The 15,491-nt window shown below is 42.3% G+C and carries 12 protein-coding genes and 1 pseudogene; 9 read left to right on the top strand and 4 right to left on the bottom strand.

The window, feature by feature from the left end; genetic code table 11:
• The first annotated feature begins 172 nt into the window (after nucleotides 1-172).
• The 4 genes from ACFSR7_RS25280 to ACFSR7_RS25295 all read left to right on the top strand — a co-directional run bounded on the left by ACFSR7_RS25280 (nucleotide 173) and on the right by ACFSR7_RS25295 (nucleotide 3,286).
• Complete coding sequence (locus ACFSR7_RS25280; protein WP_378166406.1) at nucleotides 173-805, top strand: immunity protein Imm33 domain-containing protein; 633 nt, start codon at nucleotides 173-175, stop codon at nucleotides 803-805.
• 23 nt (nucleotides 806-828) lie between these two features.
• A complete protein-coding gene (locus tag ACFSR7_RS25285; protein WP_378166408.1) occupies nucleotides 829-1,857 on the top strand; it encodes a hypothetical protein in 1,029 nt (342 codons plus the stop codon).
• A 123-nt stretch (nucleotides 1,858-1,980) separates the two neighbouring features.
• A complete protein-coding gene (locus tag ACFSR7_RS25290; protein ID WP_378166409.1) occupies nucleotides 1,981-2,529 on the top strand; it encodes an RNA polymerase sigma factor in 549 nt (182 codons plus the stop codon).
• Entirely contained in the window at nucleotides 2,510-3,286 is a 777-nt protein-coding gene (locus ACFSR7_RS25295; protein WP_378166411.1) for a hypothetical protein, read from the top strand. Before ACFSR7_RS25290 ends, ACFSR7_RS25295 begins: the two co-directional genes overlap by 20 nt.
• 122 nt (nucleotides 3,287-3,408) lie before the next feature.
• On the opposite strand, the gene ACFSR7_RS25300 is transcribed toward ACFSR7_RS25295, so the two are convergent.
• Nucleotides 3,409-3,696, bottom strand: a complete 288-nt coding sequence (locus ACFSR7_RS25300; protein WP_378166412.1) for a hypothetical protein — start codon at nucleotides 3,694-3,696, stop codon at nucleotides 3,409-3,411.
• Between the two features lie 168 nt (nucleotides 3,697-3,864).
• Nucleotides 3,865-4,362: pseudogene (locus ACFSR7_RS25305) on the bottom strand (EamA family transporter); the annotation flags it as partial.
• 848 nt (nucleotides 4,363-5,210) lie between these two features.
• Here ACFSR7_RS25305 and ACFSR7_RS25310 point away from each other — a divergent pair.
• Nucleotides 5,211-5,639 carry a TetR/AcrR family transcriptional regulator C-terminal domain-containing protein gene (locus ACFSR7_RS25310; RefSeq protein WP_378166414.1) on the top strand — a complete coding sequence of 143 codons (429 nt, stop codon included), beginning with the start codon at nucleotides 5,211-5,213 and terminating at the stop codon, nucleotides 5,637-5,639.
• A gap of 284 nt (nucleotides 5,640-5,923) precedes the next feature.
• Nucleotides 5,924-6,505 (top strand): RNA polymerase sigma factor, encoded by a 582-nt coding sequence (locus ACFSR7_RS25315; protein WP_378166415.1) that lies wholly within the window; start codon nucleotides 5,924-5,926, stop codon nucleotides 6,503-6,505.
• Nucleotides 6,506-6,684: 179 nt separating this feature from the next.
• On the opposite strand, the gene ACFSR7_RS25320 is transcribed toward ACFSR7_RS25315, so the two are convergent.
• Nucleotides 6,685-9,219, bottom strand: a complete 2,535-nt coding sequence (locus ACFSR7_RS25320) for a DEAD/DEAH box helicase family protein (protein WP_378166417.1) — start codon at nucleotides 9,217-9,219, stop codon at nucleotides 6,685-6,687.
• A 326-nt stretch (nucleotides 9,220-9,545) separates the two neighbouring features.
• Nucleotides 9,546-10,151 carry a hypothetical protein gene (locus ACFSR7_RS25325; RefSeq protein ID WP_378166418.1) on the bottom strand — a complete coding sequence of 202 codons (606 nt, stop codon included), beginning with the start codon at nucleotides 10,149-10,151 and terminating at the stop codon, nucleotides 9,546-9,548.
• A gap of 464 nt (nucleotides 10,152-10,615) precedes the next feature.
• Between ACFSR7_RS25325 and ACFSR7_RS25330 the strand changes: the two genes are divergently transcribed.
• From ACFSR7_RS25330 to ACFSR7_RS25340, 3 genes are read left to right on the top strand one after another with little or no spacing between them, the layout of a single operon-like run.
• Nucleotides 10,616-11,194, top strand: coding sequence for a restriction endonuclease subunit S (locus tag ACFSR7_RS25330; protein ID WP_378166420.1), 579 nt, complete (start codon nucleotides 10,616-10,618; stop codon nucleotides 11,192-11,194).
• Between the two features lie 4 nt (nucleotides 11,195-11,198).
• Complete coding sequence (locus ACFSR7_RS25335) at nucleotides 11,199-14,255, top strand: type I restriction endonuclease subunit R (RefSeq protein WP_378166422.1); 3,057 nt, start codon at nucleotides 11,199-11,201, stop codon at nucleotides 14,253-14,255.
• A 43-nt stretch (nucleotides 14,256-14,298) separates the two neighbouring features.
• Nucleotides 14,299-15,477 (top strand): restriction endonuclease subunit S, encoded by a 1,179-nt coding sequence (locus ACFSR7_RS25340; RefSeq protein WP_378166424.1) that lies wholly within the window; start codon nucleotides 14,299-14,301, stop codon nucleotides 15,475-15,477.
• Nucleotides 15,478-15,491: the final 14 nt, after the last annotated feature.

Consider the following 15,491-nt stretch of genomic DNA (forward strand, 5'->3'; position numbering starts at 1 on the left):
GCGCTTAAAGGGCACTGAACAGATCATTGCAGGCGGCGATTGAACAAACTGCGCGTTCGTCTTTTTAAAGGAAATTCTTCCGTTAAGTTGAATGTATAGAGACACATCATTACGCCAACGTATGATGCGGAGCGGGTATTGTTCATGCCCGGGCTGAAAGGGGATTGTTCGCTTGGAATGGCGCCTAGAGGATGTAGAACGAGCGAGTCTGCGAAACCCGAATACCTTCTTTATCCCAAGTCTTAAAGAGCGGCAAAAGCAAAAGAAAGGCGACCTGGTCAGATTGCACTTTTTACTCGAGCAGTCAGCCGAGGACGGTCCTCGCGCGGAAAGAATGTGGGTGGAAGTGACCGGGAAGAAGCGATGGAGTCAGACGTACACCGGGATTCTAACCAATCAGCCCGTATCCATTAAATCCTTGCAGATTGGCGATATCCTTGAATTCGAGCCCAGGCATATTGCCAGAATTTTAATCCCCAAAGACGATCCTAGGTGGTTGGATATCGGCGAACAAATGGCGCTAGTCTCCAATAAATGCCTGGAAGAAGGCGGCTGCGTGCGGTGGCTCTACCGTGAAACGCCGGACCGGGAGGACGACAGCGGGTGGAGGTTATTCGAAGGAACCGAGAGCGATGCGTATAGCAGCCAAGCTTCAAACATTAGCGTCGTAAACCTCTACGCATTACTCGATAAGGATCCTAGCCTGATAACGCCGCTCAAAGGCGCGTTCGGAACGGCCTTCGAGAGAGAAAATAGGAACAGTCCTTGGATTGAAATCAAGGATTGGAACGGATCATCCGATTAATTTGATCATAGGTGAGGGGTCTCATGAAGTACGCGTTGTCCGTATATGGAATCGTTTTGTTCCTCATTCTGCAAGCGACCACGGCCTGCGGTGAATCGGAGCCATCCGGCTCGGCGCAGGCTAACGGTCCGAATACGGCAAGTCATGCTGCTAAGCCGGTCCAACATTCGCGTCAAACGCCATCGACTGGCCAACAAGAGCCAAAGAATAGCACAGCCTCCCCGGTTATCATTTCCGATATAGACCATTGGGATCACCCGATCAAGCCATACTTCATCGACAGAGGTCTTTCAAAAATTGTATTTCCAACGAAAGAATATCCCGTCTTTTATATGTGGTATGATTGGAATCTAACTGAAGTCATCAATGATTATCTGAATGGGACGACAGAAGCCATGTTAAAGGCTAACGGGTATTGGGACTTTGAGATCCGCACGCCGCATCATCAGATCGCGGTTAAAACGCATGAGCGGAAGCTGGTGCGACTGTCCTATGATGGGCAGGATCAGAATTTGGAGCAGCTTCGCAAAGAATACAACTTGATCGATGCGGCAACGAACGCCCGGTGGATTAAAAAAAACAAGAAGACGGGATATTTCTACTGGCGTTCGCCAGTTTCATCAACAGCGCCTAGCAACCCCGACGATCTGTATCTGTATTACGTCTTATCGTTCTCAGAAAAGAACAAGAATGGATGGAACGAATACGTCATTGAGATGCCAAGAAGCAGCGATACGGTCATAGCAAGATGGTACGCTAAAGTGGAGAACGGAGCGGCCGTGTTCTATGGGGAAACGGGCGAGAATTTAGCGTGGGATCTCCAGCAGGTCAGGGGGCTATTTGCCAAGCGGTTTGGGTTCAAGTCATCTGTGGCCGGCACGAATTACGACATTACATGCGATGCTTTTCTGATGCCAGAGGGCCTCTACCGCATTCGGTTGACACAGAAGTCTGGAGAGCAGGAGAACATTTTCTATTATGATGGAAATAGCAATCAGTTCTACAAGGATGCAAAGCGTCAGTCGCTACTTAAAAAACTTGACCTACCTTAATGTTCGATAGATGAGTGTACCAGCGCATCCTGGGACTTCACTTCCAGTCCAAGCATGCCGCTGGTTTTTTTGTGCAAACAAAACTCGGTTTGAGTTGTCTATATATCGAGGTGGTGAGAATTGATGGAAGGCTCCATTCGAACGATGGCAAACTTAGATCCAATAACATTTGAAGCGCTGATGCACGAATACGGTCAAGAGGTCTGGAACTACGCTTATTCCATTGTCAAGAATCAGAGCATGGCGGAGGACATTACACAGGATGTGTTTCTGCAGGTGTTCCGTCAGGTCGTATCCTTCCGGAACGAGTCATCCATGAAGACTTGGCTGCTGAAAATAACGCGCAATATCAGCTACAACTACCGGAAGTCCGCTTTTATCCGTAAGGTTTTTCTTGTCGGAAACGTGAGCTTAAAGGAAAGCAGCCGATCCGCAGAACAGGCTTACCTGGATCATGAGGCGACGAATGAGGTGTGGATCGCTGTCCTGAAGCTGCCTGTTAAATCCAGAGAGGTCCTAATCCTGCACGCCAAATATCAGCTATCCATACAAGAGATCGCTCATCTGCTTGATATTTCGGAGGGAGCGGTCAGATCGAGACTGTTTGCGGCACGGAAAAAAATGAATGTACGATTGGGGGAGGACTACGCGTATGAATCATTCAGATCCTGATTGGTATAAGGACTTGCAGGCGGATATTTTCAAGCAAAAAAAGTTTAATGATCGGTTGCTGCAAAAAATAGTGCTGCGTTCTCAAAGTGCCGAAGCGACAGCGTCTAAGCCGATTCGTTCCTGGTTGGTTCATGTAAGTTTGGCTTCATTGCTCATTGTATTGACGGTGCTGTTCATTACGCATCGATCGGTGGGGATTGAGCACCAACCAGACCCAATTGTGAAACAGGGCGGACAAGCACAAGCTGGAGGCTTGGAGGACTTGCCGGATCAAGAGCCTGCCGTGCCGGAGCCAACCGACATCACTAGTGATCTGCCGCTCGGTCACATCGATATATCGGAGGTGCCTGCTGACGAGAATTTCATACCCAAGTCGGTTCAGCTCTCACACGCATCCGAAGAAGACGCAACCTCTTACTTAGAAGGATCGGCTATATCGGCGGAGAAAACGGAAAGAGGATTCACGCTCAGAACCACTTATCGAACATCAGATGGCGTGGAGTATTTATTTATCCAGGCATCTGAGCCGATCCCGGAAGAGGAGACGCTTCAATGGTTTTTAACAAGCGATGCCTATGCCACTGAAAAGAAAGAACAAACAGAGATTCAAGGACATGCAGTCATCTACGTAGACGGAGAAGTAAGAAGAGTTGCTCACTTAATAACGGACAAGCATATATTCACGGTTATGACCAATGAGGGGACGGTAGACGATTGTATGGAGATATTGGAGCAGATTGAGCTTAATGGGGAGTAGAAGCAGGGAATAGAATCATGCAAGTGCATTAAAGCTAGTGGCAATTTGACCGAGCTACAATGAGGAGAAGCTCCGCAGTCCCTATAAGACGGCGGAGCTTCTTCATGGATGTCGAGATCGATTCACGGTCCTGATCCAACAGACGTTACACGCCAACCTAACCATGATTTTTTAACATAGATGAATGGTTCCGTTATAGCTTGATCCGCTACTTCATAGAGCGTGCCATATTCCGGGTCATTTTTTATGCTACCTTGCCGCACCTCAGACGTTGCTGCTTTGATGGGGTGAAAGGAAATTAACAGTTGCTTTCGTACAGCTAGCTCAGGCGTTATGGAAGGAAGAAATAAAAAGTAGACGAGCAGGATCACGACGAGAGTAAGTACGATCTTCTTCGATTTTTTTGACATGAGCCCTCGCCCTCCCATGGTTTTAGCAACCCCTTTAGTTCGAATTTATGATATTTGACGGTTGCCCTGGAAATAAGTTGCAGATTGAGCTTGCGATGCTCATCAGCTTACACAGAAGTCCGCTAAGCAGCATGGTCCGTCTGACCAAGATAGCCGCGATGATTTACCTCAAGCTTCAAAAGAACGGATGCTCCTTCTGCATGGCGAATGCGGCGAAAGGATGGTTATGGCATTGATGAGAAAGAGGAGAAGATTGCCGCTCGTCGTTTTATGGATCAAATGCCCGACCTTCTGAATCGGGACGCTGAAGATGATCAGCAAGGCCGCCAGATAGTCCGTAACCGTCAGCCGCTCGCCCAGCAAGATCATGATAAAGACAAGCGTGACAAACGGCGTGAAGAAGGTAAAGCTTGCGATCAACAAGGCCGGAGAGTGCTTCAGCGCCCGGAAGTACAAGAAAAACCCAAGTACGATGTTGCTCATGCTAAGCCGTATTACGCCGTAAAAGTCTGTTCGCTGCAGAACGATGAAGCGGGAGGACAGCAGCGTAGCGCCAATCGACAGAAGAAAGGCAACGTTCGTAATTACAAAGGTGCTGACGATCGTATCCTTCTGGTTCTTTTTAATGAAGTTCGTTAACAACCCCCAACTCACCGCTGCCAAAACCGCGTATAGGAGTGATTATTTCACGGGGACTTTTGATTACAGGACTTATAATTATTTGTACAGAGTCCGTGTCTACACTCAGCCATGGTTTGAAACATTCCGCAATGTCAGCTATTGGGTGAGTTATAACGATGCCACGGCTACGCTCCGGTTCAAACAGAAAAGCTTTAATGCTGGTTTCTCGCCGGCAAACACTGAAATGGTAAAAGCAGGAATCGATAACTATATGATTGCTAATCCTTAATGTACCTGGAAATTAGTTTGAAGAAAGAGCCGTCCTGGAAGTCATGCAAATGGCTGAAGGGGCGGTTTTTCATTTCTACGACATTTCACTGCTTTGACCCCTTGTAGGGAGCATATGTGGGTTCGCTACAATCAGACGGCGAAGCGAAATGGAGACAGTAAGACTCTTAATGGTGTTGAAGTGCCGCGATCACATCGGCAACTAGTCGGTCGGCTCCAGCGATAAGACCATCTGGATGAGTTGACATGCCCAATCGTACCAAGACGAGATGCTGAGAAGGTAGATCACAACATGCTGCCCTTGTTGCCCATGGCGAAAAATGCATCATCGAGCACATGGGGCATCCCCCATGGAAGACCATACGGTGCTTTGCCGTTCGCAGCACAGTTAATCCAAAAGCTGGCTCCATAGCCGGTATCCAGTGTCTGTGAGGACGAGTATTTAACCCACCCTTTCGGCAGGATGGTCGGTACCCACCAAGCCGTCGTTCAGGTACAAGAGCCCAAAACGAGCCCATCGTTGGGCTGGCATTGAATATTGCGGATATGGAAGGAATCGAAGCGGTGAGTTTCCGGTGTTAGCCCACGATTTGGGCGTAACACCGATGGCGATCTATCGTCATGTGCGCAACAAGGATGATCTGTTAGATGCGATGACCGAACTTATGCTGGCTTCTTTCGATACTTCAGCAGTAAAAGAGACCGATTGGCGAGAACAGGTGAGGGGATTACTTTACGCTCTGCGTCGGGTGCTGCTCCACCATCCCTCGGGCAGAATCTTGTTCGCCAGGCGATCTCTGCCTTCAACGAATAGGCTCAACCTATTCGAGATTTCAATAGGCATCCTTCGCAACGCTGGTTTCGAACCCCAAGAAGCATTCTTGATTTTTGAGCATTTGCTGAATCAAGTGGTGTCGCTGGTTGCGACAGAAGAGGGTTACGTTCAAGGGGCGGAAGAAGAACGTCAGGTGTGGGGGCTAAATTGTTGGGGTTTTATGGAGCACTGCCACAGCAACAATATCCTTGGCTCGTAGAAGCAGCCCCGAATATTGCGGCCTGCGTCGATACGGAACGTCACTTCAAGTTTGGTACAGACCTCCTAATGGCTGGAGTAGAGGCAATGGCGGCTTCCAAACGATCAAAAAATCATTGAGGATAGTAGCCTTGATATTGACTTCGAGATTCCTTCATCCACGTCTAATAAATGAATGTACCAGCGCAGTCTAGGACTTAACTTTTAGTCCAAGAATGGCCGCTGGTTTTTTTGTTCAAACAAAACTCGGTTTGAGTTGTCTATATATTGAGGTGGTGAGAATTGATGGAAGGCTCCATAAGAACGATGGCAAACTTGGATCCAATAACATTTGAAGCGCTCATGAATGATTACGGTCAAGAGGTGTGGAACTACGCTTATTCCATAGTCAAAAACCAGAACTTAGAGGAAGACATTACACAGGATGTGTTTCTGCAGGTTTTCCGTCATGTCGATTCTTTCCGAAAGGAGTCGTCCATTAAAACATGGCTTCTCAAAATAACTCGCAATATCAGCTACAATTATAGGAAGTCCGCCTTTATCCGTAAGGCCTTTCTTGTAGGGAACGTGAGCTTAAGGGAAAGCAGCCAATCGGCAGAACAAGCTTATCTGGCTAATGAAGCGGCTAATGAGGTTTGGATAGTTGTACTTAAGCTGCCTGTAAAATCGAGAGAGATTCTAATCCTGCACGCCAAATATCAGCTATCTATCTCAGAGATTGCTCATCTGCTTGATATCTCAGAGGGCGCGGTCAGATCGAGACTTTTTGCGGCACGGAAAAAGATGAATGCACGATTGGGGGAGGATTACGCGAATTATATCCGTCCGCTTCAGTTTTCGAATATATATACATTTTATCCATATTGAGCACCTCGCTGAGAGATACTACCGTTGTATATCTTATATATTGATTGCGTTGTTACAGAATTGCTTGCGTGTTTCTTCATATAAAGAAAATCCCCTGTGAGTGCTTCTCAACAGGGGATTGCCGATGCTTTCGGACAAATAAAGGATACTATAAACTGGTGTAAATTACAAGGTGTTTATTAACGATTCATTACAGTATATCCGACGGTGTATTCTTGGACAAATGTCGCCGCTCTGAGCGTATATGCATGTAACAGCTCATCGATTTTAGTTGCGTCTTCAAACGAACCATGTGCCGCTAATGCCTTTGTATAACCCAGGACTCGTGACTTAAGTAGCTCAAGTTTTTCGTTGTTCATAATTCGAATATTGCTGTTAGGTGATGCTGCGTATTCAAATGTAGTAAATGGGTGAATCATGATAGGTGTATAGCTACAAGAATTATCATACTTCTCCTCAAACCAAACTGACGAACCATTCAACTGGTTACAGTCATGTTTACTGATGGTTGGAGAAGTGGCTCCGTTTTTGCACTCGATAACAAAATAATCAAGGTTTCCAACCTCCCATAATACATCTGGGCCCTTCTTAAATTCAGCTTCAGGTCTCTGAGCTGAAAAACCAAGATAGAATGCCAGCTCTTTACATGCTTGTTCAAATACCGCTGATGTATCCGGCTTGAAGATCAACTGCTCAAGTAATTTATTTACACCCATAATTAACTTATTCGGGGTGTCGAACTTTTGCCTTAAGAAACCAGATGCTTGGATTGCTTGGCTGCCAATGAACTTCTGCAGTTTTGCATATTGAATCCCTTCCATTGGATGGAGAACAAGATGATTATCCTTAACTGCTGATTTTAAGGTCACATGCGATTCTTCTTGATCAATAAAATATAAGTATTCTGCAAGCTGTTGCTTCAAGTAGCCTTTTAACTTCAAATCGGTGGTTTCATTAACTGACTCATTGATTAACTGAACGGACTTCATGTTATCTCTTATCAAAGATGAATTAAATGCCGCACGTTGCTTCTTTATAACTGAGTTTACGTTAAAGCTCGCATCATACTTAAGATGTACTAGAGCACCTTTACTCCTTGAAATCCAAGAGGTGCTTCTATATAAACTATGGTTAATTACATCTTCTAGATCTTCAATGCTTGCGCCTCTAACCTGTTTTGCAAGTTGATCAGAAAGGCGAATTTGTGCTTTAGTAGCGGGGGTAAACTTATCGATGGCACCTTCTCCATAAAGATTATCAATAAGGGTTCGTCCCATGAGGAATACAACACAGTAATCATCCTTTGAGCGAATGCCTCTTCCCATGCCTTGTTCAATGCGCTGGATGGTTTTTGACAAAGTGTCATCCGTACCAAAGAGTATTCCTTGTTCGATCTTGTCTATCTTCCTACGAACATCGGGTAATCCGTCTATGACCAAGATCTCACAAGCCTTCTGAGCTAAATCGATTCCGTCATACTTATTTATCATTACAGCAAGTCCGACATGTCCGTTTTTAAGTTTTGTGATGCCCTCCTGAAGATTTGAAGAAGTTAGGACCAGATCACAACTGTCTTCCCAGAACTTCAAACGATAATACGAGGGAACTATTATAACAATGTTGTGCCTTTTAGATTTTTCTCTCAGAAAATCTTTAATATGCTCATCCTTGATTTCGGAGTTTAACTCTTGAGGAACAAGGATCATCCTGTCGCCAATATCATCTGATGATTCCGGGGTTATTGCAGCTTTAACCTTATCCGCATCAATATTAAAGTGGGAGACTAATATACTATCGTCTGCCAAAGTTGCACTCATGAATATTTTTCTCTTGCTCTCCACAAAACTCGGTATTGAGTTAATTGGGATACACTTAGGCGAGATTTCTATTTTATCACTCCCGAAAACGCAACTGCAGAGAGGTAAACAGTTTTTTAATAACTGCCACGAAAAGCGAAGGGAGTCGTAGCTTTTATCCGAATCTCCTTTTCTATAAGCATCTTCTGATGTTTGGAAAGCTTCGAATAAAATCCGAGTCGTTTCTTTGATATTATCCTGCCATGTCCAATATGGAACTAACATATTAACAGTAGGACTCCCAGCTTCCAATTCTAAGATCCCTGTATCGTATTGTTCAGCTAACGAGCCTTTAAAAAGACCGTATAGCTTAGGATAGACTTCTGTTGAATAGGGAATTTCCATAGTGAACTGGGACTCAGTGGAATCTAAGCAAGCATGAGCATCGTCAATAATAATACTGCCAATAGGGATTTTTCTCTCGTTAACCCCGAAAGATGACTTGCCATTAAATAGCTTAAAGACATTGATTACTAGGATTGCCTGACTTCTTTTGAATTTAATACTATCCTGATCATCGGTAACCTCAATGCCCAGTCTTTTTGCTTCTGCAAAAACTTGCGAGACTAGGTAGGGATCAGGCACAACATAGACTGCCGGTCCCTTGCCCTCATTTAAGCAACTTTTCAAAATCAGCAAACCAACAACTGTCTTACCACTACCAGTGTTCATTTTGATAACATTGTACTCATTGTTCCTGACACTATCGTCAAACCACTGGTTCCACACTTCTGTCTGAACATCCCTTGGATAATTATAGAGAGGGTCTTTCTCGGGTAACACACTGAAGATTTCTCGTGGATTCAAGACTGTATCCGCAGAATTATCCTCACCTAAAAGATCGAAATTTATCTTCATATATAGTATCCTCCCTAAAAGAAGCTTTATTTGAGCCAAACTGAGCTTTCCTGACTTCCAGTTCGCGCCTACGTTCTGCCAAAAAATCTGCTAGACCATTGCTGAACGAGAGACAATCCCATTTGTTGCTAACGTCTTCCCGTCGCACTGATGTCGTACAATTTGAATTTCTGATGCTGTTCTGGATAGATAACAAATGCGCCACGCTCTCCGGTTGGAGCAAGAACCATTTTACTCAAGAGGCTCCGTGTGAACAGGTGGTAGAAGAGTTCTTCGGGCAAAATGCTGTACAGTTTCGATGGTCATATTTTCATTCCAATACATCCTCATTTAGTGAATACGATATAAACCTTATCCAAAGCAAGCAGGAGATTGTTCTCAAAGATTTCGACCTTATCCCTTAGATCAGCATGTATATTTTTGATAAGGTGCTGAGTGGCCTTTATGGTATAGTCTCCAAAGTCATAAATAACGAGGAATTTATAAGCTTCACTGGAGTCCACTGATTTAACCTTAGACTTTCCTTCAAGTAACCCCCGGATATCTTTAACGATACCGTTTCTCTGAGCAGAACCAAACTTATAGCCATTGTTTATCGGCTTATTGCACTTAATTTCTGCAAAGATGTTTACTTCGCCAGTGATAACGAGATCATATCCGTTGTCACTTGGCTTCGTACCCAGTACCTGATCCAGATAGGTCTGATAATTATTACTCACATAAGGAAAGTGTTCACTCAACCAGTCGATGAAGCGGACAGTCGTCTTGTAAGTGATAATGTTATGTATGTCCTTCAGAGTTGTCTTGATCTCTTCGAAGTCTTCGATCGATAGGCGCGAATAATAATCCTCGTTTACCCCAGTGACTTTAGTAGCGATGAACTGATTGAAATTCTCTTTTAACTCAGCTTCTTTATCATATGAGATGAACATAAGTCCTCCTGCATAATATGGTAACATTATCCTATCCTATGATATTAACGTATTAGGTAGAATGGCTCAACAGTGACCGGGAAAAAAGTTCATGGATTGTTCTGAGCAATAAAAAAGGAACAAGTCTCCAAATGCAATCGATCCTCATTTAATATCTTACTTCCTCTATCTTCTCTTCCTATATTAATATCGTTTACCAACTAACGTGATGGGTGTGTTTTTTGTTATTGAGGCCGTCTGTGGAAATACAGAGATGGTTTAGCAACTTGACGGAAGGAGAATCTTTTTGCGGAAGAGTGAAATTAAAACTTGGCTTGTGGATTAGTTATGTAGGATTTTATCAAATGCAATATGAAATATAAGAATATTTCAAATAATCGCTTGACAAAGTAGCGCAGGGGTGGTTCAATATGTAATATATAAATATTTCAAAAAATTACATTCGAAGTTTAGAGGTGGTTTGATTGGAGAGAAGAGGATTAAAGGAATTCGTAAAATTCGTTCCAGGTATAAATCCAACACGGGCGCATACACAGTTTGGAATCCAATCGTTCAATTATTATGACCGGTCATCTTTTGAAGCTGATTCTAATCATGAGGACGTATTTGTTAAAGATGCAGAAAATTTTTTATCTCAAAATAACACCTCGTTAAATGAAGGTGATGTTGTTATCAGCAACTCATTACAGCTTGCCACAATGGTCGGTAAAAGTAATGTGGGTAAAGTTTTATCGCTCAATTTCACAAAAATAGAGTTTCATAGCGAACAACTTGATAAGAGATATTTTCTTTTCTTGTTTAATGCATACAAAGATGTGAGGCGGCAAAAGGAAAGGGAGTTGCAAGGGAGTGGTCCTGTTCTAAGAATTCCACTTCGTTCGCTTGAGGAGATTATTATTCCTGTTGTTCCACTAGAAAAACAGCAGATAATAGGTGCTATTTACATAGAAACTCTGAAGCTACAAAGTAAATTAAGCAAATACGCAGACTTGATTGGGCAGTTTACGAGCTCAATCATAGAAGAAACCTTAGAGGGGAAATAATCAAATGAAAAGTCAATCGGAGCTGGCGTTCGAAAATGAAGTCATCGATTATTTGACTAAAATCGGTGGCGTAAAACAATGGGAATACAAAAAAGACATCAAAACAACCGAACAACTCTGGGATAATTTTAAAATGATCCTAGAACAAAACAATCGTGCTCGTTTAGATGAACCAATGTCGGTTACTGAATTTAACCAGGTGAAGAAAATCATCACTAGCATTGAATCACCTTACCAAGCTGGACAATTTTTGTATGGTGTAAATGGTGTCTCGGAAATTGAAGTTGACCTTGACAATGGTAAGCATGTGTTTTTGACAGTATTCGACCAAGCCCAAGTAGGCGGCGGAAACACTGTTTATCAAGTGGTAAATCAAATTAAACGTCCAAAAGTAATTGACGGTAAGCTAAACCGTCGATTTGATGTGACGTTGCTTATTAATGGTTTGCCAATTATTCAAATCGAATTAAAGAAAGCACTTCACAGCACTACAGAATCCTTGAACCAGATTGAACAGTATATTGCTGAAAAACAATACAGTGGTATCTTTTCAACCTTGCAGATTCTAATTGCGATGACGCAGTTTGATATTCGTTACATGGCAAATACTCCGCTCCAAAGCTTTAACCGAGCTTTTGCGTTCAACTGGCAAAACGAAGATGATGCTCGTCCCATTCGTTCATGGAAGACGTTTGCTGATAAAGTGTTATCCATTCCAATGTCTCATGATTTGGCAACACGCTACATGGTACTTGATGGTACAAAAAACAAAGAAAGTATCAAAGTCATGCGTCCTTATCAAGTCTATGCCACAAAGCGTGTGCTTGATAAAGTTAGAAAGTTTGATTTCAAATATGATGATGGTAAATTAGGATACATTTGGCACACAACAGGCTCAGGTAAAACAATCACAAGTTTTAAGACAGCGTGGCTTGCAAGCCGTCTTTCTAATGTAGATAAAGTTGTCTTCTTGGTTGACCGAATCGCGCTCACCAACCAAACAGCTGATGCCTATAAAGCCTATGATCCTGTTGCTGGTTTTGAAGGGAAAACTGGTGTGGTGGGCGACACAGCCAATATCTCAGACCTTCATCGCAAACTAACGAAGAAAAGCGATAAGAACATTATTGTGACAAGTATCCAAAAGATGTCGCGTTATGTAACATGGGACAGCTTCAAGCCACTTAATGAAAATATTCTTTTTATCGTTGATGAAGCCCACCGTTCAACGGGTGACGGTACTGAAAATGAAGGTATGCTTGAAACAATCCGAAAAGCAATTCCTAATTCTGCTTGGGTTGGTTATACTGGGACACCAAAATTCCCCGAAACACGAGAAATCTTTGGTGACATTCTACATGCTTACACCATTAAAGAAGCGATTGCGGATAAAAACGTCTTAGGGTTTAACGTTGAATTCAAGGAAACGATCAAGGCTCCCGAAGATCCCACCGAAGATGATATCGATGATAATGTTCGTGGTAGTGTTTACGACTATAGTCCAGAACATGTGAACTTAGTAGTAAAGGACATATTCGATAACTGGAAGAAACGTTCAAATGATCGTAAGTATAATGCCTTGTTTACAGTCCACGTTGGTGGTAATAAAGCAAGTACACCAAGAGCGATGGAATACTTCGATAAGTTTGCGGAAGAGAATGCGAATCGTCCAGCAGATAAACGACTAAAAGTTGCGGTGAGTTTCTCGGCAGATACATCCAATAGCATTCATCAACTGAAATCGAACGAGAACTTGCACAGAGCCATCAAAGCCTATAACGCAATGTTTGGCACAGCCTTTGATATGACGACAGTTAAAAACTACACAGAAGACTTAGCACGGCGGCTTAACAAAACAGCTGATGATGGTAACTATTTAGATTTGGTAATCGTTGTGGATCAACTTTTGACCGGTTTTGATGCTCCTGAGATGAATACTCTCTATATTGACCGAACACTTAAGGGTGGGAACTTGATTCAGGCATACTCACGTACAAATCGAATGCATAACCTTGTCGATAAGCCTTGGGGAAATGTCGTGAACTATCGTTGGCCGGAGCAAAACGAGTATGAAATGAATAAGGCTTTTGCTATTTATTCAAATCGTGCATCTGCCGACGAGCAGCTTTCACTTGAAGAATTGAAGAAAGGCAACGAAGAGTCAGGTATCACTTCCAAACCATTTAGCAAGGTCCAAGCTGAAATGCAAGAAGTCATCAAGAAGCTTTCAACGCTCACAGACGATTTTATACAATTGCCACCAAGTGAAAAAGCACAGGATGAAGTCTTTGAGAATCTGAAAGAGTATAATCGCTTATTAAGTCAGTTGAAACAATATTCCGAAGACGATGACAAAAATCCTATTTCGGCCTATGATAATCCTGAAGAGTTCTATGAACGTTTAGGTATTACTGAGGAGCAGGAAGTAATTTTAACAACTGTAATCGCCGGTGAGTTGAAAGAACGACGTGCTAAGCGAGAAAACATTGATATTTCGCAAGTCAATCTCTCTATGGTTCATATTCACGATGTTACCATCAACTATGATTATTTGATTGATTTGATCGCCCGGATGGCTGACGAAGTTCACGCGAACGAAATGTCGAAAGCGGAAAGTACACGTGATGATATCCATCTTGAAATCGCCAAGTCTGACAATGAAAAAGAAAAATCTAAGATGCGTAACTTCGTATCTAAGATTTTCTCGAAAGAGTTTGAATTTGATAGTTATCCAGCACCTCGAAGTGTTGACAAAATGAACCAAGCTATGGATAAAGCACAAAAGGATACTAATATCCAACTTGTAACGAACTTCATCCGCACTTGGGGACTTGATAACAGCACAAAACCTAAGGAGCTTGAAAGCTTGATTAAGAAACACCGATTAGGACAGGAGGATATGGATAAACAAGGTGAGTTAACAGCAATCATGAATGACGCAAGAGCTGATTATAAAGAAATTGCAGTTGAAAAGATTGCAAAATTGACCTGGGTACGATATCGCATTGAATTCCGTAAGGCATTTTACGAAATGGCTGACAAAATTAAGAAGGGAGAATAGTCAAAGTGATAAAATTAAGCAGATTGCAAAAAGGAGAACAGAAATGAGCAATAAAATAACAAAATCACCTCAAATCAGATTCGCAGGATTTGAAGATGCTTGGGAACAGTTTAAGTTATCTGATGTAGCAGATTATTATGATGGAACACATCAAACACCTAAGTACACACATGAAGGTGTAAAATTTATTAGTGTTGAAAACATCAAAAATATTTGGGAAACTGACAAATACATTAGTGAAAATGATTATGAAAAGCAATTTAAGATAAAGCCTCAGATTAATGACATTTTTATGACCCGAATTACAGCGGGGGTTATTGGTGATACCGCATTAGTAGAACAAGATGAGCCATTAGCTTACTACGTAAGTTTAGCACTGCTACGTCCTAAATCTATTGTGCCATTATTTCTAGAAAAGTACATTAATTCCCCGCCTTTTAAAAATGAATTACACATGAGAATTATTCATACCGCATTTCCAAAAAAAATTAATCTTGGGGATATAGGAGAATGTGGTTTATGGATTCCCAATTCTAAAAAAGAACAAGGTCAAATTGGGGAGTTCTTCAAACAACTTGACCATACTATCACCCTTCATCAGCGTAAGTTGGAACTGCTGAAGAGGACGAAAAAGAGTCTACTTCAAAAAATGTTTCCGAAAGATGGAGCCAATGTTCCTGAAATTCGTTTAGTAGGATTTACAGATGCTTGGGAACAGCGTAAGTTAGGGGAAATTACTCAAATTAAGACTGGTTCGAGTGATTTGCAAGATGCAGTTGGAGATGGAGAATACCCGTTTTTTGTTCGCTCTGAAAATATTGAGCGAAGTAATCGTTGGATTTTTGACGGAGAAGCTATATTAATTCCCGGAGAAGGACGACTTGGTGAGATTTATCATTACATAAATGGAAAATTTGATTATCATCAACGAGTCTATAAAATAAGCAATTTCACTGATTCGGTAACTGATGGAAAATACATTCTGTATTACATGCAAAGGAATTTTAAACGGCACGCGCTAAAATTTACAGTTAAGGCCACTGTGGATTCATTAAGATTGCCAATGCTAACTGAATTTGAAGTGGTTCTACCTTCTTTAGAAGAGCAACGTAAAGTTAGTGCAATTTTCAGTCATCTCGACAACTTTATCACCCTTCATCAACGTGAGTTAGATTCGCTTAAAAATTTGAAGAAATCACTGCTTCATCAAATGTTTATATAAGAAAAGGAGATTAG

Source organism: Cohnella sp. GCM10020058, from assembly GCF_042683485.1.
Lineage (GTDB): Bacteria > Bacillota > Bacilli > Paenibacillales > Paenibacillaceae > Cohnella.

Excerpts from the sequence above, each read along its gene's own strand:
- ACFSR7_RS25285 (WP_378166408.1), top strand. The coding sequence starts at position 829 with ATGAAGTACGCGTTGTCCGTATATGGAATCGTTTTGTTCCTCATTCTG.
- ACFSR7_RS25290 (WP_378166409.1), top strand. The coding sequence starts at position 1,981 with ATGGAAGGCTCCATTCGAACGATGGCAAACTTAGATCCAATAACATTT.
- ACFSR7_RS25295 (WP_378166411.1), top strand. The coding sequence starts at position 2,510 with ATGAATCATTCAGATCCTGATTGGTATAAGGACTTGCAGGCGGATATT.
- ACFSR7_RS25300 (WP_378166412.1), bottom strand. The coding sequence starts at position 3,696 with ATGTCAAAAAAATCGAAGAAGATCGTACTTACTCTCGTCGTGATCCTG.
- ACFSR7_RS25310 (WP_378166414.1), top strand. The coding sequence starts at position 5,211 with ATGGCGATCTATCGTCATGTGCGCAACAAGGATGATCTGTTAGATGCG.
- ACFSR7_RS25315 (WP_378166415.1), top strand. The coding sequence starts at position 5,924 with ATGGAAGGCTCCATAAGAACGATGGCAAACTTGGATCCAATAACATTT.
- ACFSR7_RS25320 (WP_378166417.1), bottom strand. The coding sequence starts at position 9,219 with ATGAAGATAAATTTCGATCTTTTAGGTGAGGATAATTCTGCGGATACA.
- ACFSR7_RS25325 (WP_378166418.1), bottom strand. The coding sequence starts at position 10,151 with ATGTTCATCTCATATGATAAAGAAGCTGAGTTAAAAGAGAATTTCAAT.
- ACFSR7_RS25335 (WP_378166422.1), top strand. The coding sequence starts at position 11,199 with ATGAAAAGTCAATCGGAGCTGGCGTTCGAAAATGAAGTCATCGATTAT.
- ACFSR7_RS25340 (WP_378166424.1), top strand. The coding sequence starts at position 14,299 with ATGAGCAATAAAATAACAAAATCACCTCAAATCAGATTCGCAGGATTT.